The organism is Enterobacter sp. BNK-34 (genome assembly GCF_048684445.1).
GTDB classification, from domain to species: Bacteria; Pseudomonadota; Gammaproteobacteria; order Enterobacterales; family Enterobacteriaceae; genus Enterobacter; species Enterobacter pseudoroggenkampii.
On sequence record NZ_JBLQUA010000001.1, the window covers coordinates 3,686,719 to 3,708,323 of the forward strand.

Annotated in this window: 20 protein-coding genes; 7 read left to right on the forward strand and 13 right to left on the reverse strand. The window is 59.1% G+C overall.

Features of this window, described 5'->3' with window-relative positions:
• Window positions 1–36: 36 nt before the first annotated feature.
• The 12 genes from ACMGG5_RS18070 to ACMGG5_RS18125 all read right to left on the reverse strand — a co-directional run bounded on the left by ACMGG5_RS18070 (window position 37) and on the right by ACMGG5_RS18125 (window position 13,684).
• The gene (locus tag ACMGG5_RS18070) at window positions 37–408 is read right to left on the reverse strand and encodes a hypothetical protein (protein WP_048992352.1); all 372 of its coding nucleotides are present in this window, start codon (window positions 406–408) and stop codon (window positions 37–39) included.
• Between the two features lie 87 nt (window positions 409–495).
• The gene (locus ACMGG5_RS18075; protein WP_023327516.1) at window positions 496–1,056 is read right to left on the reverse strand and encodes an RNA polymerase sigma factor; all 561 of its coding nucleotides are present in this window, start codon (window positions 1,054–1,056) and stop codon (window positions 496–498) included.
• A 5-nt stretch (window positions 1,057–1,061) separates the two neighbouring features.
• A complete protein-coding gene (locus ACMGG5_RS18080; protein WP_061715087.1) occupies window positions 1,062–1,481 on the reverse strand; it encodes a hypothetical protein in 420 nt (139 codons plus the stop codon).
• Between the two features lie 582 nt (window positions 1,482–2,063).
• Window positions 2,064–2,582 (reverse strand): AAA family ATPase, encoded by a 519-nt coding sequence (locus ACMGG5_RS18085; RefSeq protein WP_420278301.1) that lies wholly within the window; start codon window positions 2,580–2,582, stop codon window positions 2,064–2,066.
• A gap of 118 nt (window positions 2,583–2,700) precedes the next feature.
• Window positions 2,701–4,251, reverse strand: a complete 1,551-nt coding sequence (locus tag ACMGG5_RS18090; protein ID WP_420278302.1) for a methyl-accepting chemotaxis protein — start codon at window positions 4,249–4,251, stop codon at window positions 2,701–2,703.
• Window positions 4,252–4,349: 98 nt separating this feature from the next.
• Window positions 4,350–5,357: a LacI family DNA-binding transcriptional regulator gene (locus ACMGG5_RS18095; protein WP_048992344.1), complete on the reverse strand. Its 1,008-nt coding sequence runs from the start codon at window positions 5,355–5,357 to the stop codon at window positions 4,350–4,352.
• A 28-nt stretch (window positions 5,358–5,385) separates the two neighbouring features.
• A complete protein-coding gene (locus ACMGG5_RS18100) occupies window positions 5,386–6,792 on the reverse strand; it encodes a sucrose-6-phosphate hydrolase (protein WP_024909533.1) in 1,407 nt (468 codons plus the stop codon).
• Window positions 6,792–8,162 (reverse strand): sucrose-specific PTS transporter subunit IIBC, encoded by a 1,371-nt coding sequence (locus ACMGG5_RS18105; RefSeq protein WP_024909534.1) that lies wholly within the window; start codon window positions 8,160–8,162, stop codon window positions 6,792–6,794. The genes ACMGG5_RS18100 and ACMGG5_RS18105 overlap by 1 nt, the downstream gene beginning before the upstream one ends.
• A gap of 66 nt (window positions 8,163–8,228) precedes the next feature.
• The gene (locus tag ACMGG5_RS18110; RefSeq protein WP_024909535.1) at window positions 8,229–9,746 is read right to left on the reverse strand and encodes a carbohydrate porin; all 1,518 of its coding nucleotides are present in this window, start codon (window positions 9,744–9,746) and stop codon (window positions 8,229–8,231) included.
• Between the two features lie 172 nt (window positions 9,747–9,918).
• The gene (locus ACMGG5_RS18115) at window positions 9,919–10,809 is read right to left on the reverse strand and encodes an aminoimidazole riboside kinase (protein ID WP_420278303.1); all 891 of its coding nucleotides are present in this window, start codon (window positions 10,807–10,809) and stop codon (window positions 9,919–9,921) included.
• An 88-nt stretch (window positions 10,810–10,897) separates the two neighbouring features.
• Window positions 10,898–12,109, reverse strand: a complete 1,212-nt coding sequence (locus tag ACMGG5_RS18120) for a diguanylate phosphodiesterase (protein WP_420278304.1) — start codon at window positions 12,107–12,109, stop codon at window positions 10,898–10,900.
• A gap of 93 nt (window positions 12,110–12,202) precedes the next feature.
• Window positions 12,203–13,684 carry an alpha/beta hydrolase gene (locus ACMGG5_RS18125; protein ID WP_420278305.1) on the reverse strand — a complete coding sequence of 494 codons (1,482 nt, stop codon included), beginning with the start codon at window positions 13,682–13,684 and terminating at the stop codon, window positions 12,203–12,205.
• A 264-nt stretch (window positions 13,685–13,948) separates the two neighbouring features.
• On the opposite strand from ACMGG5_RS18125, the gene ACMGG5_RS18130 reads away from it, so the two are divergent.
• Genes ACMGG5_RS18130 through ACMGG5_RS18160 form a run of 7 tightly spaced genes read left to right on the forward strand, consistent with a single transcriptional unit; the run spans window position 13,949 to window position 20,782 of the window.
• Window positions 13,949–14,803 (forward strand): MurR/RpiR family transcriptional regulator, encoded by an 855-nt coding sequence (locus ACMGG5_RS18130; RefSeq protein ID WP_420278306.1) that lies wholly within the window; start codon window positions 13,949–13,951, stop codon window positions 14,801–14,803.
• 12 nt (window positions 14,804–14,815) lie between these two features.
• Window positions 14,816–15,391: a D-alanyl-D-alanine dipeptidase gene (gene ddpX, locus ACMGG5_RS18135; protein WP_420278307.1), complete on the forward strand. Its 576-nt coding sequence runs from the start codon at window positions 14,816–14,818 to the stop codon at window positions 15,389–15,391.
• 15 nt (window positions 15,392–15,406) lie between these two features.
• The gene (locus ACMGG5_RS18140) at window positions 15,407–16,939 is read left to right on the forward strand and encodes an ABC transporter substrate-binding protein (protein ID WP_024909541.1); all 1,533 of its coding nucleotides are present in this window, start codon (window positions 15,407–15,409) and stop codon (window positions 16,937–16,939) included.
• A gap of 22 nt (window positions 16,940–16,961) precedes the next feature.
• Entirely contained in the window at window positions 16,962–17,984 is a 1,023-nt protein-coding gene (locus tag ACMGG5_RS18145) for an ABC transporter permease (RefSeq protein WP_023327529.1), read from the forward strand.
• On the forward strand, window positions 17,981–18,874 hold the full coding sequence (ddpC, locus tag ACMGG5_RS18150; protein WP_420278308.1) for a D,D-dipeptide ABC transporter permease: 894 nt from the start codon (window positions 17,981–17,983) through the stop codon (window positions 18,872–18,874). The genes ACMGG5_RS18145 and ddpC overlap by 4 nt, the downstream gene beginning before the upstream one ends.
• Window positions 18,874–19,860 (forward strand): ABC transporter ATP-binding protein, encoded by a 987-nt coding sequence (locus ACMGG5_RS18155; protein WP_420278309.1) that lies wholly within the window; start codon window positions 18,874–18,876, stop codon window positions 19,858–19,860. Before ddpC ends, ACMGG5_RS18155 begins: the two co-directional genes overlap by 1 nt.
• Entirely contained in the window at window positions 19,853–20,782 is a 930-nt protein-coding gene (locus tag ACMGG5_RS18160) for an oligopeptide/dipeptide ABC transporter ATP-binding protein (protein ID WP_420278310.1), read from the forward strand. Before ACMGG5_RS18155 ends, ACMGG5_RS18160 begins: the two co-directional genes overlap by 8 nt.
• Here the strand turns inward: ACMGG5_RS18160 and ACMGG5_RS18165 are convergent.
• Window positions 20,779–21,528, reverse strand: a complete 750-nt coding sequence (locus ACMGG5_RS18165) for an SDR family NAD(P)-dependent oxidoreductase (RefSeq protein ID WP_420278311.1) — start codon at window positions 21,526–21,528, stop codon at window positions 20,779–20,781. The genes ACMGG5_RS18160 and ACMGG5_RS18165 overlap by 4 nt on opposite strands.
• Between the last annotated feature and the right edge of the window lie 77 nt (window positions 21,529–21,605).

A 21,605-nucleotide genomic window follows, 5' to 3' on the forward strand; every position in this document is an offset into this window, starting at 1 on the left:
GAACAGTGAAAAATTATCGTGTGATGACGATGTTTTTCATTCACGGAAAACGCAGTTTTTAAGGTGTATTCGGGGAGGCGGCGCCTGAACGGGCTGTTCCACGGGAGCCAATGCCCGCCCTTGCGTCAACAGCTGCAGCAGCGCGAAGAAGATAATAATGGCCGGTAATGCACCGTCGAAGAACAGCGGCTGGGCGCAAAGCAGCGAGTGCGCGCCGAGCTGACACGGCGACGGGCCGGGTTGTTCAGTGCTGCTGGTTTGAGCCGGGGCATCTGCACTCAGTGAAATCTGCGGATCCAGTCCCTGTAAAAAATGGTTGAGCATCACCGCACGCTGCACGAGGCAAAGCGCCATCGCGAGACAGGTGATAATCAAAAGCCATTTTCCGAGGAGCTGACGGTTGCGCATAACATTCCAGAGTGACAAGACGCCCCGATCATAAACGATAGTGATGAATCTACAAGTGCCGGAAGTGTAAGGTTTTGTCTGTCGCCGCTATTCGCCCGTCAGCGCGTCATAGACGTCCCGCAGCCGCGTGCGCAGAAACAGCACCGCCTTGTGCTTGCGGGATAACAGCGCCTGTTCGCTGGCGCCGGTCTCCTCTGCCAGCATTTTAATGCTGTAGCCGTGGAGCTCGGTCTTTTCAAACGCCTCCCGCTGCGGCGGAGGAAGTTCAGACAGCGCCTGCCCCAGCTCTTCCCATAGCAGCGTCTTGAGGTACTCCTCCTCCGGCGTGTGCGGTACGCCGAACAGGGTTTCGGCCAGCTCGTCTTCCGGAAAACCGTCGTCATCTTCGCCCGTAAAATAGCCGGAGAGCGACACCTCGCGCTTTTTACGCGCCCGGTCGGTCATCTCGTTACGCGCCGCGCGGAACAGCCAGGCGGCGACGTTTTCGACCGGCTGCTCCACTTTCATCAGCTGATACGTCACTTCCTGCAAAATGTCGTCGGCATCATCGCGGACGGACGTCCGCCCGCGAATGAAGGCTTTCAGCCGGGCGCGACAGGCGTTGAGCGCCGACATCAGCATGGATCCGCCCGCCTCCCCGGCTTTCATCTCGCTCACTCTGCGTCCGGCGCTTTTGGCGTGGCGTCATCGCGTTTTTCGTCACGATGACCATGCCAGCCGCAGTGGCCGCGGCCGTGGCGACCGAACCCTTCGCGGCGCTGCTGAATAAACGCCTCGCGCTGCTCGGGCGTCATGTTCATCCAGCGTTCGTGCATCCGGCGGTGCGCGCCAAACATCCCCGGGCGGAACCCCAGCCCACCGAACAGAATGCGGCTCAGCACCAGAATGCCCAGCGCCTGCCAGAATCCGATGGCCTTAACGCCGAGGATGGCCGGGAGCAAGGCGTTCCACAGGGTCATCACCAGCAGGCCGAGCACGATGAAAATCACCGCGCCGATGACTAACCCCTTGCCCATACGGTGGCGACCAAATCCGCGTCCGTGACCTCTGCCGTGCAGTTCAAAATCTCTCATGGTGTTTACCTCGTTTACAGTAACTGATTATGGCTTGTGATGAGGTAGACGGATGAGGAAGGGAAATATTGCTGGGATGAATATTAATTTTTTTGTGCTGCCGAATTTGCACTCATAGCGGTAACGGCTGGCGGATGCTATGCGTCGCTTGCAGGCAAATCACTGCTTATGAAGAATTCGCTTAACCAATGCGATAGCAATGACGGCCAGTATGATTGAAAACAATGCCAGGAAGATGAGCAAGGATAATAGTGGATTTAACAAGCCACCTAAACTAGTGAAGTCGCTGATACGGCCGAGTTGCTCGGACGTGCATACACGCAGAATGATCTCAGGGATAATAAGCAAAAATATAATTACGGTCAGGACATAAATCAGAGCACTCTTGCGCTTTCCCATTTTCGATGTTGCCCCTCAATTCATGTTGAGAATTAATTCTTCCAATGCGCGGTTCCGATTTCTGATTGCGCTGCGGTTTACGTTGCCGGTAAAAAACGAAGCTTTTTATTTCCTGAAGCCAATTATGCTGAATTCAGGCGAATCCTCAAAGCAGTTAAGCCATTGCAGGCGCTTGTCCATCGTTTAAGACCAGTTAAGCGCAATCTTATGCCTTATTTCCAGGATTTTATCTGCACACTCTGCCGCTGATAAAACGGCTGTGTCCAATATGAGATGTTCTCTCCCCCAGGGTTCGTACTCACGGTTTTTTACCTGTTCCCAGTCAGGAGGCATGAGCCCTGGGATATCAGAGACTCTGTTCTCTACGCGATAACGATGTTCTTTTTCGTCTGAGCAGACAATTTCAACTTCCAGGAAAGGGACATTCAACGACAGAGCAATATTGCGGAAAGCATCTCGCACAAGGTTAATATCATTAACGGAATCGGTCACAACGGTGGAGCCCAGCTTAAGATTCTCTCTTGCTAAACCATAGATGGCAAAATATCCCTCCGGTCCAATTTTTTGACCAGGTTCCGAGACCGACCGAATGGCCTGCTCAACGGTATCAACCCGCAGATAAACAGCCCCCAGCCTTTGAGTAACGATTTTTGCAATAGTGCTTTTACCACTGCCGGGTAGCCCACTAAAAATAATTAACATAATTTTCCCTGGCGATAATTACTAGTAGATTCGTGCTGCCTGTAGAGACGTCCTGAATTATACAGAAAGGGTTACACCAGATACAAAAAAGGCTCCCCCAGGAGCCTCCTTCATACCATCAAGCCTGCACCGGCAAACTAAAACTCGAAATACTCCGTGAAAGCTGCTGCGCCTGCTCTTCCAGCGATGCCGCAGCAGCAGCAGACTGCTGCACCAGCGCGGCGTTCTGCTGCGTCACGCCGTCCATCTCGGTCACCGCCTGCCCGACCTGACTGATCCCGCGGCTCTGCTCTTCGGAGGCGACGGAGATCTGCTCCATCAGCGTATTTACTTTATTCACCGATGTAATAATCGAGTCAATCACCTCGCCGGAGCGGCTCACCAGCTCCGCACCGTTTTTCACGCTGGATACCGACTGCGCGATCAGGCTTTCGATGTCCTTGGCCGCCACCGCGCTTTTCTGCGCCAGGGTGCGGACTTCACTGGCCACGACCGCAAAGCCGCGGCCCTGCGTACCGGCGCGCGCCGCTTCAACCGCCGCGTTCAGCGCCAGGATGTTGGTCTGGAAGGCGATGCTGTTAATCACGCTGGTAATGTCTTCAATGCGCTTCGAGTTCGCCGCGATGGTATTCATCGTGTCGATCACTTCACGGGTCACTGCTTCACCGGTGTGGGCATTTTTCACAGCGTCCTGCACCAGCTTCCCGGCCTGATACACGTTATCGGTATTGTTCGCCACCGTCGCGCTCAGCTCTTCCATGCTGGCCGCCGTCTGGGTTAACGCCGAAGCCTGCTGCTCGGTGCGTGAAGCCAGGTCGATATTACCGGAGGCAATCTCCTGGGCTGCGTGCGTTACGGTATGGCTCGCATCGCGCACCTGGGCGATGGTCCCCAGCAGCGCCTGACGCATCTGCTCCATCGAGCCCATCAGATGGTCGATTTCGTTGCCTGTACTCCCCTTCACCGGCACCGGAATGTCCAGCTTGCCTGCCGCAATCTGGCTGCAGTGCTCGCGCGCCAGGTTGACCGGCGCAAAGACAAAGCGCTTCATCAGCAGGCTGACGGCGACAATCACCACCACAAACAGGCTGGCGATAGCGGCAATGATCGCCAGGCCAGAGACGAAGTTACTGCTCGCATCTTCGTTCAGGCTTTTGGCGTATTTCTGGTGGACGGAAAGGACCTGGTCGAGAACGATCTCGTACTGGCGGTCGAGGCGGGAGACTTCCGGGATCAGCGCGTTAAATTTGGCGACATCGTGCGCCTCGGCGGCATCGATCAGCGGCGCCAGCCCCTGATTGCGGTAGTTTTGCCAGGCGTCCTGATAGGCAGTGACCAGCGGCGCTTCATCGCTCAGGCGCGGCGACGCCATAAAGGCCGCAAAGGCGTGATCCGCTTTGGTCAGCGCCTCTTTCACGGCGGTAAGCTTTGCAGCGCCGTCCGCCGCGTTGCCCGCTTCCACCATCTTCACATACTCCATCACCCGCACGCGCAGCGTACGGCTATGGTTGATCGGGTCAATAATGGACAGCACAACCTGGATCTCTTTGTTGACGTTATCCAGCGAATTATTACTTTTAATGATGAGGCCAACGCTGGTGACGGTGCTGACAACAAAGAAGAAAAGCAGCGAGAACAGGACAATCAGGGACGACTTTTTCAACGACATAAACCAATACCTCAAGGAGAATTATTCCTTATGGTTATCGGCGCTTCCAAAACTTAAATTAATTAAAGTTATTGATGTATCGGTCCGGGCTATATTGCTCACTTATAGCGCCGCTGCAGGGTGGCAGACAGCTTGCGTTGCAACGGTTCCGGGGTCTCCCCCTCGATCAATTTGCTAATCAAATCAAAGCAGTGCCACGCCAGCTGGCGGTTATCCTGGCGGATGGTATCCACCGGGATCGTCAGCGAATCGTAGAGATAGTGATCGTCAAAACTGGCTAACCTGATATCGCTCTGCAGCAGGTTATGCTGGCCCATATAGCGCAGCACCCCTTCCAGCAGCCCGCAGGCGGCGGCGAAGAGCGCTTTCGGCGGACGCCCCAGGCGTGCGCAGAGTTCAGCAAACATCTCGTACCCGGAGCTCGGGTGATAGTTGCCGTGAATGATCCACTCGGGGCGCAGTTCCACACCGGCCTCACGCAGCCCTTGCTTAAACCCTTCCAGACGGTCGCGTGTGGGCGACAGGCGGGGCTGGCCGCCGAGAAAGTAGAACTCATCAGGATGCTGGCGCGCAATGTCCGCCACCAGTTCGGTCGTCGGGGTAATGGAATCGGTGATCACCAGCGGCAGCGCGCTGTCGTTGATGTGGCGGTCAAACAGGACAACGGGCAGCTGCTCGCTCAGCTTGTGGTAGTCCGCATCGTTAAGCATGCTGGAGGCCACAATCAGCCCGTCCACCTGACGCGCCACCATGTTGTTCACCACCACCGTCTCCTGCCCCGGGTTTTCATCGCTGCAGGAGATCAGCAGCTGAACGCCCGCCTCACGGCACAGCGTTTCCAGCTCGTGAGAAAAGACGGCAAAACCGTAGTTGGTGATCTCCGGGACCACCAGACCAATGGTGTGGCTGCGGTTATCGCGCAGCGAGCGGGCGTGAATGCTGGGCTGATAGTGGTGCTCTTTTGCAATTGCCAGCACGCGCTCGCGCGTCTCTTCCGCCACGCGAAGCTCTTTGCTGCGACCGTTCAGGACCAGGCTGGCGGTGGCTTTTGACACACCCGCCAGCTCCGCGATGTCTTTAATGGTGACGCGTTTTGTTTTTCTCACAACGACTTAGATCCGGCTGCCAAAACCCTCATTCTATCATGCAGGCGCGCAGCGACCAGTAGCGTAATGTGATATCGGACGCACCTTCGAATCGCACCCGGGTCGGATGGTCAGGAAAATAGCGGCTGCTCATCACCCCTTCACCGTGATTGATGAAAATTTCAACGCTGGAACGGTCGCACAGAACGCGCAAATGACGGACGTCGCCCTGCCAGTAGCGGGTCAGCGTTTCACCGGTTTTCAGGCTCGCGCGTTCCAGGCGTATACCCTGCTCATCGAGCGTGAGACGCAGCGCGCCGCCAAAATCGACATTCACATGCGATGCGCCCAGCTCAAACTCCAGGCGCGTCGCGTCCAGGTCTGGCGCGTCGCTGACGTGCCCCTGCCAGCGCTGCTCATCTTCACGCAGCGCCGTCAGCTCGCGCGCCGGGGTCTGCCAGAGCCTGCCGTCGCGATAGCGTAATTCGCGCGGGCAGGTCATCTGGTGCATCCAGCCGTGCGCCCGGGTTGGCTGAAGCATCTCTTCCCCGTCCGGTACGCCCATCCAGCCGATCAGAATGCGGCGTCCATCTTCCGCCAGCGCAGTTTGCGGCGCGTAAAACTCAAACCCCGCGTCCAGCTCGTGCAGCTCGCCGTGATCGAATGCGGCGCTGGCGTAATCAAACGCCCCGCTCATCCAGGTGGCCGGATAGGTATTGAGGTAGCGATGCGGCTCGCGCGCCAGCCCTTGCGGGCAGCAGATCAGGACGTGCGTCCCGTCGAGAGCGAACAGGTCCGGACACTCCCACATATAACCCGCGTCCGTCAGGCCGTTAACCCCGTGACCAGCGATCTCCCCGCAGGACGTCCAGGCGTGCAGATCGGCAGATTTAAACAGCAGCACCTTGCCGCGCTTCTGCACATCCTGCGCGCCGAGCACCATGTACCACTCCCCGTCGTGCTGCCACACCTTCGGGTCGCGCACGTGGCCGGTGTAGCCTTCCGGCAGCGCCAGCACCGGCCCCAGCTTCGTAAAGGTTCCGTCCGGCTGTTCCACTGCCAGGCACTGCCAGGCCGTGCGGCTGCCGTCATCGAACTTAACGTTTCCGGTGTAGCACAGGGTCAGAACACCCTGGTTATCCACGGCGCTACCGGAGTAGCAGCCGTTGCGGTCATACGCTTCGTCAGGCATCAGCGCCAGCGGCTCATGCCGCCAGTGCACCAGGTCCGCAGAGCTCCAGTGCCCCCAGCACTTAAAGCGATGCTCGCAGTCCAGCGGGTTCCACTGATAGAACAGGTGATAGCGGCCGGCAAACCAGATAAACCCGTTCGGGTCGTTCATCAGCCCCGTCACCGGCGCGGGGTGCCACTGCGGATAGTGGCTATCCGCCAGCGCCCGTGGCTGACCTTTCATAACGGCCTGCAGGATCGCAGGCCAGCGGGAAGGCAACGTCATTATTCAGAGTCCGTTTTATATTTCAGCAGCAGTGAGACGGTAAACGCCACGCCGAAGGCAATCACCATGCCGATAATATAGTTGAGCAGCGAGCTGGCCTGCACGATGGCCATACCCGGAATGGCGGTCAACCCAACGGCGGTCATGTAGACATGCACGGAGACCACCCATGCCCCGCCCACCGCGCCGCCAATCAACGCGGCGATAAACGGCTTAACGAAGCGCAGGTTGATACCAAAAATGGCCGCTTCGGTGATGCCCAGCATCGCAGAAAACGCCGACGGTAAGGTAATGGCTTTGATTTTGGCATCTTTGGTTTTGAACCACACCGCCAGACAGGCGCCGCCCTGCGCCACGTTCGCCATAGCCCAGATAGGCAGCAGGAAGTTAACGCCAATCGACGGGTTACCCAGCAGCCCGGCTTCAATCGCGTGGAAACTGTGGTGAATACCGGTGATCACAATCACCGAGTAAAGCCCGCCGAACAGCAGCCCGGCCAGCCAGCCCGCGTGGGCGATCAGCGTGCTCAGAACGAAGGAGATGCCATCCCCTAAGGCGCGCCCCGCCGGACCGATAATCAGTAAGGCGATAAATCCGGAGATAACGACGGTGAGGAACGGCGTCAGGATCAGGTCTAACGCATCCGGGATCGCGCGGCGCAGGTTTTTCTCCACGATGCTCATAAACCAGACGGCCAGCAGCACCGGGAATACCGTACCCTGATAGCCAATCATCGCGATCTCAAGGCCGAAGAAGTTCATGGTGTGGAAACCAGAGGCCACGCCCCAGGCGTTGGTCAGCGCCGGGTGGGTCAGAATCCCGCCCAGCGTCGCGCCGAGGTACGGGTTACCGCCAAATTCGCGCGCGGCGGTAAAGCCAATCAGAATAGGCAGAATGATAAACGCCGCCGAGCTGCACATGTCCAGCATGATGTAGATGGCGTTATCCGCATTGACCCAGCCGTAGGTTTTCACCATGCCGAGCAGACCCATCAGCAGACCGGACGCCACAATCGCGGGAATGATCGGCACAAAGATGTTGGAGAGCAGACGGGCAATGCGCTGGAACGGGTTCAGCTTGCGCGCCGCCAGGTCCGCGGCTTCCGATTTACTGGATTCGCTGATCCCCGCCGCCTGAATAAACGCGGCGTACACCTTGTTAACCACGCCCGTGCCAAAAATCACCTGCATCTGCCCGGCGTTACGGAAGCAGCCTTTCACGCCGTCGACCTTGCCGATAGCCTGCTGATCCGCCAGCGCGTCATCAACCAGCACCAGACGAAGACGCGTTGCGCAGTGCGCCGCGCTGGCGATATTTTCCTTGCCACCGAGCAGTGGAATAAGCTCGCGGGCGATTTGATTAAAATCCATAGATACCTCTGCCTGACTTCTTTTTATGATGTGCGAAACGCTCCCGCCAGGCGGGAGCGTGATGGGTTAAAACCAGGTTTCCATCTGGACCCCAAAGTTCCATTCCCCGCCGGCGTTGAAGCCGCTGCTGCCAAAGGCATCATCGCTGGCGTAATGATCCAGTTTGCTGCTCCAGTCCATCCAGGTGGCAAACAGGCGCAGCTCCGGACGGCTGAAGAAATCGCCGATTTTGCTCGCTTTTAACGTTGGCGCAAAGGTCAGCTTGTAGAAACTGCCGTTCACGGCGTTGCGGTCCTTATAACCTTCCGGATTTAAATCCATGTACTGATAGCTTCCCTCAAACGCCAGCGCGAAGTTCTGCGTCACCTCTTTAATCAGGCGAGTGTTGAGCGTTACCCACTCATAGCTATCGCCCTTGACGTAGCGATCTTTACTGCTCTGTGCCAGTACGGCTGGCGCAACGCTCCAGCCACCGCCGATCGGCGTGACACCGTAACTTGCGAAGCGCCAGGTATCCGCCTCAGACAGCAGCGCGCCGTCGGAGCCGATGCTTTTCACCTCCGCACCCAGCCCGTGTCCATAAAGTAGCGCCGTTTTGGCGGTCCCTTCGCGCAGGCCGTAGAAGCTGTCATTATGCAAACCCACCAGGGCATGAACGCCGGTATTGGCGGCATCCGTTTTGATGAGATCGCCATTGGTATCTTTACGGTCGTCGTTATCTTTCGCCCGCAGGCCGCTCACCATCAGCTGGAACGGGCCGGCGAAGTGGTTCATGCTGAGGATATAGTTCTGAACGTTGTTGTCGGTCTGCTCCACGCTGCCGAAGTTGCGGCCGTAGATGGAGAAGTTGCTGCGCAGCGAATCGTTCCATTTCACGTCGTAGACGCCGCCGCCGGTACCGGCGAGGAACACCACGTCGGAATCCAGCCAGTGAATGTCAAAGTTGTCGCGGTCGAAGCGTTTACCCGCCCAGAAGGTGCTGCCCTTCAGCGCGCCGGTAAAATCAGGCAGGTTGCCCAGCTCCGCGAAAGCCTGGCGAATATTGAGATCGCTGGTATCGGCTGACCAGTCGTTATAGGTTCTCTGACCGTCGGCCAGCATCGCTTTAAAGCGCGTGGTCGCCCCGTTATCCAGGGTTTGCTTGTGCTCCAGATTCAGCTCCACGTAGGTATCGGCTTCGTTACCCAGACGCCCTACCGCACCGCCGGTTTCACCGGCCGGGGTCAGATAAGGACCGCTTTTGCTGCTAGAAGCCGCATCGTTCATCAGCAGGCCAGAACGAGCATAGCCGTGGAACTCAAACCCGCCGGTCTGATCCGCCTTCTTCTCCAGCGCGGTGGTGCGCTGCGCCACCTCCTGGGTCGTCGTTTGCGCCTGCTGCTGAGCGGCAACCAGCTGCTGCGTTTTTTGTTCTGCATCAGTGGCGCGCTTCTCAGCCACCTGCGCACGCGTTTCCGCCGCCTGGAGGCGCTGCTCCATTGCGGCAAGACGCGCTTCGATACTTGTCATATCCGTTTGGGCAAAAACAGAGGTACTTCCGGCCAGCATGCCTATCATCACGGCAAGTCTGCGTTTTTTATACATTTTGTCGCATCCCTAAAAGAAGTCATTAAACGTGCTAAATTGCTAAACCGGTTTAGGTTGCTGATACTAAACCTCTGGATTTTGGATCGGCAATCTTTTTTGCTAAACCGATTTAGTAAGTGTGATCGAGGCGACAATTCAGGCCGCCGGATGGCGGCCAGGAGAGGAGAAATTACAGGTCGTGCTGCCAGGGCAACGCGGTCATCGCCCCTTTGGCCGTGGTGGCCAGCGCGCCGCAGCGCTGGGCGAGCGCGATAACCGCAGGCAGCGCCTGACCGTCAGCCAGACCGTAGAGCAGCCCCGCCACAAAGGCGTCGCCCGCGCCGGTCGTATCAACGCACTGCACAGGCGTTGCCGAATAGTGTTTCACAGTGCCTTCATGCCAGGCGATCACCCCCTCTTTACCCTGCGTGACCAGCACCAGACGCGCCGGGCAGCGCTGCATCAGCACCTCCAGACCAGCGTTTACCTCCGCGCTGCCGGTGAAAAAGGCCAGTTCTTCTACCGAAAGTTTCACCACGTCAGCGCTTTGCAGCGCCTGTTCAAGACAGCGGTGAAGTGCGTTCTCATCCGGCCAGAGATCCGGGCGAATATTGGGGTCGAAGCTGACGTAACCGCCCGCCTCCCGGATGGCGGCCATCGCCTGAAATGTCGCAGAACGGCTCGGCTCGGCGCTTAAGGCGATGGAGCAGACGTGCAGCCACTCCCCGGCGCTGAACGTCGGCAGGTCGGCGGGTTCGAGAAACAGATCGGCGCTCGGGCGCACCATGAAGGTAAACGATCGCTCGCCGTGGTCGTCCAAATCGACCACCACCGTTGAGGTGCGGTGCGCCGGGTCAAGGCGCATCCACGTCACGTCAACCCGCTCGTCAGCGAGCGTTTTCGTCATAAAGCGCCCGAAAGGATCGTCGCCAACCCTGCCGATAAAGGCGCTCTGGCCGCCCAGCCTGGCAATACCGACCGCGACGTTCGCCGGCGCGCCACCGGGACACTGCAGTAATCTGCCTTCTCCATCGGGCAGCAAATCCACTACCGCATCGCCAAGTACCCAGATTTTCTTCATGTGATCCTCGTAGCTAAACTATGTTAAACCGTTTTAGCTATTTAAGCACAGGCCGGGCTAAGGGGAAATAACGGGAGGGAAATTTGACTTAACGCACCAGATGCGGCCAGTGGATATCGCCGACGCCATTCAGCTGCGGCCGGGCAAACAGGAATCCCTGAAAGCGTCGGATCCCGGCAGATTCGAGCCAGCACCACTCCTCAATTTTCTCGATACCTTCCGCCACCAGGGTGATTTCAAGATCGGAGCAGCAACTGATGATGGAGCGCACAATCGCCTGTTTCGGGCCGCTCAGGTGGATATTGCTGACAATTTCCCGGTCGATTTTAATTTTATCCGGCTGGAACCGGGTCAGCAGCGAAAGTCCGGCATAGCCCGAGCCAAAATCATCGATCGCCAGGCCAATCCCCTCACCGCGAAGCTGCTTGATGGCACTGTTAAACTGGTTGAACCCGGAGATCATCTCGTTTTCAGTGACTTCAATGACCACCTGTTCCGGCTGAAGTCCATGTTTTTTAATCTGATCGACCAGAAATTCCACTGCGCCAGGGACATTCACCAGCGACATGGGCAGCAGGTTTACCGCGATTTTATGGCTGCCAATGCCCAGCTTTTCCGCCAGCGCAAAGGCATAGGCTTTTGTCTGGAGATCGACTTCGTAGACGTTGTCCGGGTCGACAGTGCTGAAGAAATGCTCCGGACTGCCGCCGTCGTTGCCGCGGATAAGGGCCTCAAGGGAGCTGATCTTCCCTTCCGAGGGCTCGACAATAGGCTGCAGCGCAAACTGGCAGGTTTGTCCGGTAAACAGGCCCAGGTGTTCGCCAAAGGGTAACGCCTCGGGTGAAAGCGTCCATTTTTCAGGGGCGTAGCGCGCGCCCGATGGGGCCGGACGTTTGCCCATGATAAACGTCTGAATAAATTTGAACACCCGATCGTCAGAGGTGAGATAGCTGTCCAGCTTGCTGTAATGCAGGACCGACTGCAGCACCTCTTTCGGTGACTGCGTCTGCAGATCGAACAGCAGCATCCCGACGTTTTCGAATCGTCTGCGCGGGCCATAATCCCGCATCAGTTCAACCACCCCGCTGTGCCGCTTGTCCTCACGGATGGTGTGGAACAGTTTGACCACACTCTCTTCCGACCCTTCGAGGATTTGCAGAACGTCATTCCCTTTTGCCAGGAGGACGCCGGTGATATCCAGTTTTGTGTTGCGGCCCCTGGCGCGATCCACCAGCTCCCGCAGTTCGGTGGACGGGCGGGATAAATTCAACTGGCTTCGGTAGATCAGAGTCGTCAGCACAAAAGTGGGTTCCGATGAGAGAGAGGTGCCTTGAAGCTATTATTTAACATACTTAATCAATGCGACCTAACATATTCACGCCACAATAGAACGTTACTTTTTCGCGTCCCCGATCCGGCTGTTAATCCTCTCCTGCATGTAGTCGTAAAACGGGTTCGAGGTGACCCGCATCAGCGCCTCCTTTCCAACGCTCAATACAGACGTTTCGCCCCAGAGCGCAATCGTCCCCAGGCTGATGCCATAGCGGTTTTTCACCCCAGGCTCGCGACCATAGAGATCGTCATCCGGCGGGAACGGCACGGCAACGTGCGACAGGGAATAGACATCCTGCGGCCAGGCCTGCGTAAGCGGCACGACCGTCTCGCGGGTGCTGCCTGCCGGAGTTGTTTTCGCTACCGCCGAGAAACTGTGCTCGTCCGCATTGGTGATAACCGTGACACCGTAACGTCTCTGCGCAACCGGCAGCAGCGCCGTGGTGGCCGTCCATGATGACGGTTTAAAGAGCGGACGGAAGCTCGCCGCCTGGTTAATATCGAACATCACCAGCTCGCTGCCGTTTGCCGGAAGCTGGTCAAACAGGCCGCTGACCACCGCGCGAGTGCTGACCGTAGAATCCATCACCGACTGGAACGCCAGAACCGGCGGGAGCTGCGCCAGCCGTTGCTCCCGCGCCACGCGGCCAATTTGCTCCTGCAGGGCCTTCGTCAGCAGCCACGACTGGCGGGCGGCGTTCACCGGGAACGAGTTGTATTTATACGGATTATATTCCGGGGAGATATTCAGCCAGGCCGCTTTGGCAAATGCCGGCAGCAGCGCCGGTAGCCCGGCGAAACCGGCAAAGCGCGCAAAGGCCGTCACGCCGATCATCGGTGAGAGCAGTATCACCTGCTGCGGTTTACGCAGCGCAGGCGCGTCCAGCGCATCGAGGGCATATTTCATCGCCAGCGCCCCGCCGTTGGAGTAGCCCACCAGATGCAAAGGGACAGCCTTACCCGCCAGGCGTGTGGCTTCCCGTACGGCAAGGCGCGTGGCCGCCAGCCACATTTCCCAGTCAACGTCCGTCAGCGCGCCGGGCGCGGTGCCGTGTCCGGGAAGACGCGGGACTACGGCCACAAAGCCGTGCTGCTGATAGTTCACGGCAAGGCGCCTGACGCTGTATGGCGAATCCGTCAGCCCGTGCAGCAGCACCACCGCGCCGAGGGGCTTGCCGGCTGGCATCAGCACAAAGGAGCGGTTGGCATCGGGGGCAAACTGACCGGGCCACACCAGGCTATGACGGTAATAGCGGTTTAACGGGGTTTGTTCCTCGCCCGCTGTTTTCGCCGTCACCGCGTTATCCAGATCGGTGAAAATCGCCTTTTCCCGCGCGAGGTACCCGGCAAAGTCGGCGTTATCCAGCTCGCGCACGGACATCTCATCGGCCCGCCAGGTATGCCAGAGATGCAGTTCCGGCCCCTGCTGCGAGAGATACACCCGCACCGCCAGCAGAACGACCAGAACGATCCCCACGACCATTCCTGTTTTCTTTGCAAGCGCGATCAGGCGCACGCTGACTCGCCAGGGCAAATTCGCCATGAGGGATCCTTTTATGTTCTCAGTGCTTCTATCTTATCAAAAATGTGAACAGGCTGACGTATTCACCAAATTCATACCTGCACGGTCAGACAGTGCACCAAAAGTGAACTACGCTGCACAAATGTTGATCATTGGTTAACCAAATATTGCATGAAGTTTACTGCGCAGCGGGTTTTCACCCGCCTGTGAACATGGCACGCGTCATGCATTGTTAACCAGGTAACACAATTTCAGCCATTGACAGCCTGTTAACAGCGAGGCGGTATGACGACGAAACCTGAGATGTTGAGCCGTATCGAAGCGACCTTCAGCCAGCTGACACCCAGCGAAAAGCGGGTCGGGAGCTGGCTGCTGGCGCACGCCGCGCAAATCCCGTTTGAAACGGCGGAGAGCGTCGGGCTGGCAAGCGGGACCAGCGGAATTACCGTCGGTCGCTTCCTGCGCAAGCTGGGGTATCGCAACCTGGAGGATGCCAAAAAGAGCCTGCGCGATCCGTACCAGCCCTGGGGCATGAACGAGCGCCTCGACTCCTGGCAGCAGCAGCGCCCCCTGCCCAACCGCCTTCAGCATGCTCTGTCGCTGGAGGTGGATGCCATCACGCAGGTGTACCAGCTGGCGCAAACGGATTCCTTCCGCCAGGTGGTGCACCATCTGGCCCACGCGGACGCGGTCTTTGTGCTGGGGATCCAGTCCACGCGCGGGATCGCCAACGCCTTCTTCAGCCACCTTGAATACCTCCGCCCGCGGGTGAGCTACTCCGAAGGGGCATCCGGCAGCTGGGTGGAATCCCTGAACTCCGGGTTTGCGCACCCTTATGTCGTGCTGGCCGATACGCGTACCTACTCCACGATGGCCCGACAGTACTGCCGCGTCGCGAGCGAGAAAGGCATTCCGCTGGCCTTAATCACCGACATCTGGTGCCCGTGGGCGCGGGATTACCCGATTGATTTACTGCAGGTGAAAACCGATACCGGTCATTTCTGGGATTCACTTGCCCCCGTGAGCTGTCTGTTCAACCTGCTGCTGTCGGGCGTGGTGGAAGCGCTGGGTGAGGCGCTCCCGGCGCGTCTGGCGGTAAACCGACAATTACAACAAGAGTTTGGTCAATTCGAACGCTAAAGGAGCGGAGCTATGCCCGAAGAGAGTGAACTGATTGATGTGGCGAAGACGTTTCCCACGCTGCATATCGATCTGAAGTACGCCACCGCCGACAACATCACCGGCCGCCCGATCTATCAGGAGGCGCTGTGCCTGCTGCATACCGACGCGGCCACCGCCCTGGCAAAAGCCATCAGCATTGCCTCGCTGGCCGGTCTGAAGCTGGTGGTCTACGACGCCTATCGGCCGCAGCAGGCGCAGGCCCAGCTATGGGATGCCTGTCCGAACCCGGAATACGTGGTCGACGTGGCGATTGGCTCCAATCACAGCCGCGGCACGGCCATCGACGTGACCCTGATGGATGAACATAACGCCGTGCTGGATATGGGGGCCGGTTTTGACGAAATGCATGACCGATCGCATCCGTATCACCCCTCCGTGCCGCCGCACGCCCAGCGCAACCGTCTGCTGTTGAACGCCATCATGTTTGGCGGCGGTTTTGTGGGTATCAGCAGCGAATGGTGGCACTTTGAACTGCCGAATGCCGCCAACTACCCGCTGCTTGACGACCGTTTTGCCTGTTTTCCACTGACTCACACCCCTCTTTAAACCTGGAGCACTGCCATGAAAACATCGCTTATCTCGACTCTGATCGCCGCCACGCTGGCCCTGAGTGCCCCGCTGGCGCTGGCTGCCGTCCCAAAAGACATGCTGGCGATCGGTAAAGCCGCCGACCCGCAAACGCTCGATCCGGCCATCACCATTGATAACAACGACTGGACCGTCACCTATCCGTCCTACCAACGTCTGGTCAAGTACAAGCCAGGCTCTACCGAAGTGGAAGGCGATCTGTCGACGGGCTGGAAGGCGTCCGACGACCAGAAAGAATGGACCTTTACCCTGGCGGATAACGCCAAATTCTCCGACGGCACGCCGGTCACCGCCGAGGCGGTCAAACTCTCCTTTGAGCGCCTGCTGAAGCTCAGCCAGGGGCCGTCCGAAGCCTTCCCGAAAGATCTGAAAATTGATGCCGTTGATGAGCATACGGTGAAGTTCACCCTCAGCCAGCCGTTCGCGCCTTTCCTCTACACCCTGGCGAACGACGGCGCCTCCATCATTAACCCGACGGTGCTGAAGGCCAATGCCGCGGACGATGCGCGCGGCTATCTGGCGCAAAACACCGCCGGCTCCGGACCGTTTATGCTGAAGAGCTGGCAGAAAGGCCAGCAGCTGGTGCTGGTGCCAAACCCTCACTGGCAGGGTGAGAAGCCACACTTCAAGCGCGTCTCGGTTAAAATTATCGGTGAGAGCGCATCGCGTCGTCTGCAGCTTTCCCGCGGTGACCTGGACATTGCCGACTCACTTCCGGTCGATCAGCTTGCGGCCCTGAAGCAGGAAGGGAAAGTGGCCGTCGCCGAATATCCGTCTCTGCGCGTGACTTACCTCTATCTCAACAACAGCAAAGCGCCGCTCAATCAGGTCGATTTACGCCGCGCGGTCTCCTGGGCGACGGACTATCAGGGGATGGTGAAAGGCATTCTGAGCGGCAACGGCAAGCAGATGCGCGGCCCGATCCCGGAAGGCATGTGGGGCTTTGACGCCACGGCAATGCAGTACAGCTTTGACGAGGCCAAAGCCAAAGCGGCGCTGGAGAAGGTCAAAGATAAGCCCGCCAGCCTGACCTTCCTCTACTCGGACAACGATCCGAACTGGGAGCCTATCGCCCTCTCGACGCAGGCCAGCCTTGGCAAGATCGGCATTAACGTCAAGCTGGAAAAACTGGCCAACGCCACCATGCGCGACCGCGTCGGAAAAGGCGATTACGACATTGCCATCGGCAACTGGAGCCCGGACTTTGCCGACCCGTACATGTTCATGAACTACTGGTTCGAATCGGACAAGAAAGGGCTGCCGGGCAACCGCTCGTTCTATGAGAACAAAGAGGTCGATTCCCTGCTGCAGGCCGCGCTGAAAACCACCGACCAGGCTGAGCGCACCAAAGATTATCAGCAGGCGCAGAAGGTGGTTATCGACGAGGCGGCCTACGTTTATCTGTTCCAGAAGAACTACCAGCTGGCGATGAACAAAGAGGTCAAAGGCTTCACCTTTAATCCGATGCTCGAGCAGGTGTTTAACATCGCCACCATGAGCAAGTAACCGTTTCGCCGGGGGAAAGTGTATGACGTTCTGGAGCATCGTGCGCCAGCGCTGCTGGGGGTTACTCCTGGTGGTGGCCGGTGTCTGTATTATCACTTTTATTATTTCGCATCTGATCCCCGGCGATCCGGCCCGTCTGCTGGCCGGCGACCGCGCCAGCGACGACATCGTGCAGAACATTCGCCAGCAGCTGGGGCTGGATCAGCCACTGTACGTTCAGTTTGGCCGCTACGTGGACGCCCTGGCCCACGGTGATTTAGGCACCTCCATCCGGACCGGCCGTCCGGTTGCGGAAGACCTGAAGGCTTTTTTCCCCGCCACGCTGGAGCTGGCCTTTTGTTCCCTCCTGCTGGCGCTGGTCATCGGCGTGCCGCTGGGGATTTTGTCGGCGGTATACCGCAACCGCTGGCTGGATCACCTGGTGCGTTTAATGGCGATGACCGGGATCTCCACCCCGGCCTTCTGGCTTGGGCTGGGCGTCATTGTCCTGTTCTACGGGCACCTGCAGATCCTGCCGGGCGGCGGCAGGCTGGACGACTGGCTCGACCCACCTGCCCATGTCACCGGCTTTTATCTGCTGGATGCCCTGCTGGAAGGTAACGGAGAGGTCTTTTTCAATGCGCTGCAGCACCTGATTTTGCCCTCGCTGACGCTGGCGTTTGTGCATCTGGGCATCGTGGCGCGTCAGGTTCGTTCCGCGATGCTGGAGCAGCTTAGCGAAGACTACATTCGCACGGCCCGCGCCAGCGGCCTGCCCGGCTGGTATATCGTCCTGCGCTACGCCCTGCCGAATGCGATGATCCCGTCGATTACCGTGCTCGGGCTGGCGCTGGGCGACCTGCTGTACGGCGCCGTGCTGACCGAAACCGTCTTTGCCTGGCCGGGCATGGGGGCTTGGGTGGTAACGTCCATTCAGGCGCTCGATTTCCCTGCCGTGATGGGCTTTGCCGTCGTTGTTTCGCTGGCCTACGTGCTGGTTAATCTGGTGGTCGATCTGCTTTACCTGTGGATTGACCCGCGAATTGGGCGCGGAGGTGCCGAATGATGTTAACGCAGGAAACGCCCGTCCCGGTTAAACCCGTCAGACAACGCATCAACTGGCCAAAGCTGTTCTGGATGCTGCGTCAAAGCCCGCTCACGATCGTTGGCGGCGTCATTATGCTTGTGATGCTTTTCATTATGGTGGCCGCACCGTGGATCGTGCCGCACGACCCGAACGCGCTGGATCTGACCACGCGCCTGCAGGCGCCGTCTGCGCAGCACTGGTTTGGTACCGACGAGGTGGGCCGCGATCTGTTCAGCCGCGTGCTGACGGGCAGCCAGCAGTCGATTACCGCCGGGCTGGCGGTGGTGGTGATTGCGGGCGGCATTGGCTCGCTGCTGGGCTGTCTGTCCGGCGTGCTCGGCGGGCGCGGCGACGCCATCATCATGCGGGTGATGGACATTATGCTCTCGATACCTTCCCTGGTGCTGACCATGGCGCTGGCCGCCGCGCTCGGGCCGAGCCTGTTTAACGCCATGCTGGCGATTGCGATTGTCCGCATTCCGTTTTACGTCCGCCTGGCACGCGGCCAAACCCTGGTGGTGCGCCAGTTTACCTACGTGCAGGCCGCCCGCACCTTTGGCGCCTCCCGCTGGCATTTGATCCGCTGGCATATCCTGCGCAACGCCCTGCCGCCGCTGATTGTGCAGGCGTCTCTGGACATCGGCAGCGCCATCCTGATGGCCGCCACGCTGGGGTTTATTGGCCTGGGGGCGCAGCAGCCGACCGCCGAATGGGGCGCGATGGTGGCCGTCGGCCGTAACTACGTTCTGGACCAGTGGTGGTACTGCGCGTTTCCCGGTGCGGCGATTTTGATAACCGCCGTGGGCTTTAACCTGTTTGGCGACGGTATCCGCGATCTGCTGGATCCGAAATCGGGAGGGAAACAGTAATGACCGAACCGGTATTACGTATTGAAGACCTGCATCTGAGCTTCCCGATTTTTCGCGGCGAGGTCCACGCGCTGAACCACGTCTCGCTGGAGATCGGCAGGGGCGAAATTGTCGGCGTGGTGGGCGAGTCGGGATCGGGTAAGTCGGTGACCGCCATGCTTGCCATGCGTCTGCTGCCGGAGGGCAGCTACCGCATTCATCATGGTCAGGTTAAGTTACTCGGCGAAAACGTCCTGACGGCGTCCGAGAAGCAGCTTCGCCAGTGGCGCGGCGCAAAGGTCGCGATGATTTTTCAGGAGCCGATGACTGCCCTCAACCCGACGCGGCGAATTGGCAAACAGATGGTGGAGGTGATCCGCCAGCATCAGCCGCTTTCCCGGCATGAGGCACAGCAGAAGGCGATTACCCTGCTGGAAGAGATGCAAATCCCGGACGCGAAACAGGTCATGGCGCGCTATCCGTTTGAACTGTCCGGCGGGATGCGCCAGCGGGTGATGATCGCCCTTGCCTTCTCCTGCGAGCCGGAGCTGATTATCGCCGACGAACCGACCACCGCGCTGGACGTCACCGTCCAGCTGCAGGTGCTGCGCCTGCTGAAGCACAAGGCGCGGGCCAGCGGCACCTCGGTGCTGTTTATCAGCCACGATATGGCCGTGGTGTCCCAGCTCTGCGACAGAGTGTACGTGATGTATGCGGGCAGCGTGATCGAGAGCGGTGCCACGCAAACGCTGATCCATCAGCCTGTTCATCCCTATTCCATCGGCCTGCTGCAGTGCGCGCCGGAAAACGGCCAGCCGCGCGCCCCGCTTCCCGCCATCCCCGGCACGGTCCCCAACCTCAGCCAGCTTCCGCAGGGATGCGCGTTCCGCGAACGCTGCTTTGCCGCCGGGGCGAAATGCAGCGAAACGCCGCGCCTGCAGCCCCATGGCGCAGAAGGCCAACAGGCTGCCTGCTGGTATCCACAACGGGAGAAACACCATGTCTGATGTACTGCTGGAACTGGATAGCGTGCACGTGAACTTTGCGGCGCGCAAAAACTGGCTGGGTCGCGTGACGGAACAGGTCCATGCGCTCAACGGGCTCGACCTTGAAATCCGTCGGGGAGAGACGCTTGGCATTGTCGGGGAGTCCGGCTGCGGGAAAAGCACGCTGGCCCAGCTGCTGATGGGCATGCTTAAGCCCAGCACCGGTGCCTGCCAGCGGACGCACCACGCGGGCGGCATGCAGATGGTGTTTCAGGATCCGCTATCCTCGCTCGACCCGCGCCTGCCGGTCTGGCGCATCATCACCGAGCCGGTGTGGGTACAAAAGCGCAGCAGCGAGCGCGAGCGCCGTCAGCTGGCTGAAAACCTGGCGCTGCAGGTGGGCATTCGCCCGGAATATCTCGACCGGCTCCCGCACGCCTTCTCCGGCGGGCAGCGCCAGCGCATTGCCATCGCCCGGGCGCTCTCGTCCGATCCGGATATTATCGTGCTCGATGAACCCACCAGCGCGCTGGATATCTCCGTGCAGGCGCAGATCCTCAACCTGCTGGTGACCCTGCAACAGCAGCGTAATCTGACCTACGTGTTGATCTCACATAACGTCTCGGTGGTCAGGCACATGAGCGACCGCGTGGCGGTGATGTACCTTGGGCAGATTGTGGAGCTGGGTAGCGCCGCGCAGGTGCTTGGCGAGCCGCGCCATCCTTACACCCGTCTGCTGCTCGACTCTGTTCCCCGCACCGGTGAACCGCTGGATGAGACGCTGGCCTTACGCAAAACGGAGCTTCCCGGCAACCGCCGCCTGCCCGAAGGCTGTTTCTTCCGCGACCGTTGTCCGATGGCAACGCAGGGGTGTGAGCGTCCCCAGCCGTTACAGCCCTCTCACGAGGGCCGTGACGTCCGCTGCTGGCGCAGTGTGGGTTAAATTTGCGCCATCCCGCCGTCCACGAACAGCTCCGTGGCGTTAATAAAGCTGGCCGCGTCGGAGGCCAGAAACGCCACCGCTTTACCCACCTCATCCGGCGCGCCTAAACGGCCGAGCGGCACCTGAGCGGCCAGCGCGTCGTACAGCCCCTGACGATGTTCTTCCGGCACCAGATCGCCGAGACCAGGGGTTTTGATCGGACCCGGGCTCACCACGTTGACGCGGATCCCACGGCCCTGCAAATCCAGCGCCCAGGAGCGGGCAAAATTGCGCACGGCGGCTTTGCTGGCACTGTAGACGCTAAAGTTGGTCGTCCCCTTAATGGACACCGTCGAGCCGGTAAGAATAATCGAGGATCCGGCGGACAGCAGCGGCAGCGCCTTCTGTACCGTAAACAGCACCCCGCGGACGTTGGTGCCGAAAATCCGGTCAAACTGCTCTTCGGTTATCGCGCCCAGCGGCAGCATATCGCCGCCACCCGCATTGGCGAACAGAATATCGAGGCGGCCTTCTTCTTTGGCTATCCGGGCATAAACCTCGTCCAGGTCCGCCAGTTTTGACACATCAGCGCGAATGCCCACTGCCGTTGACGCGATTTCAGCCACCGCCGCGTCCAGCTCGGCCTGACGTCTTCCGGTGATGTACACCTTCGCGCCCTGGGCCGCCAGCTCCTGCGCCGTGGCAAGACCGATGCCGGTGCTGCCGCCGGTGACCAGTGCGATTTTTCCTGAGAGAGTCGTGTTCATGTCATTTACCTTTTGTTGGGTTTGCGTTGGACAAACTTTAGCCCTTGCGGGATTAGTGAAAAACCGGCAAGAATGAA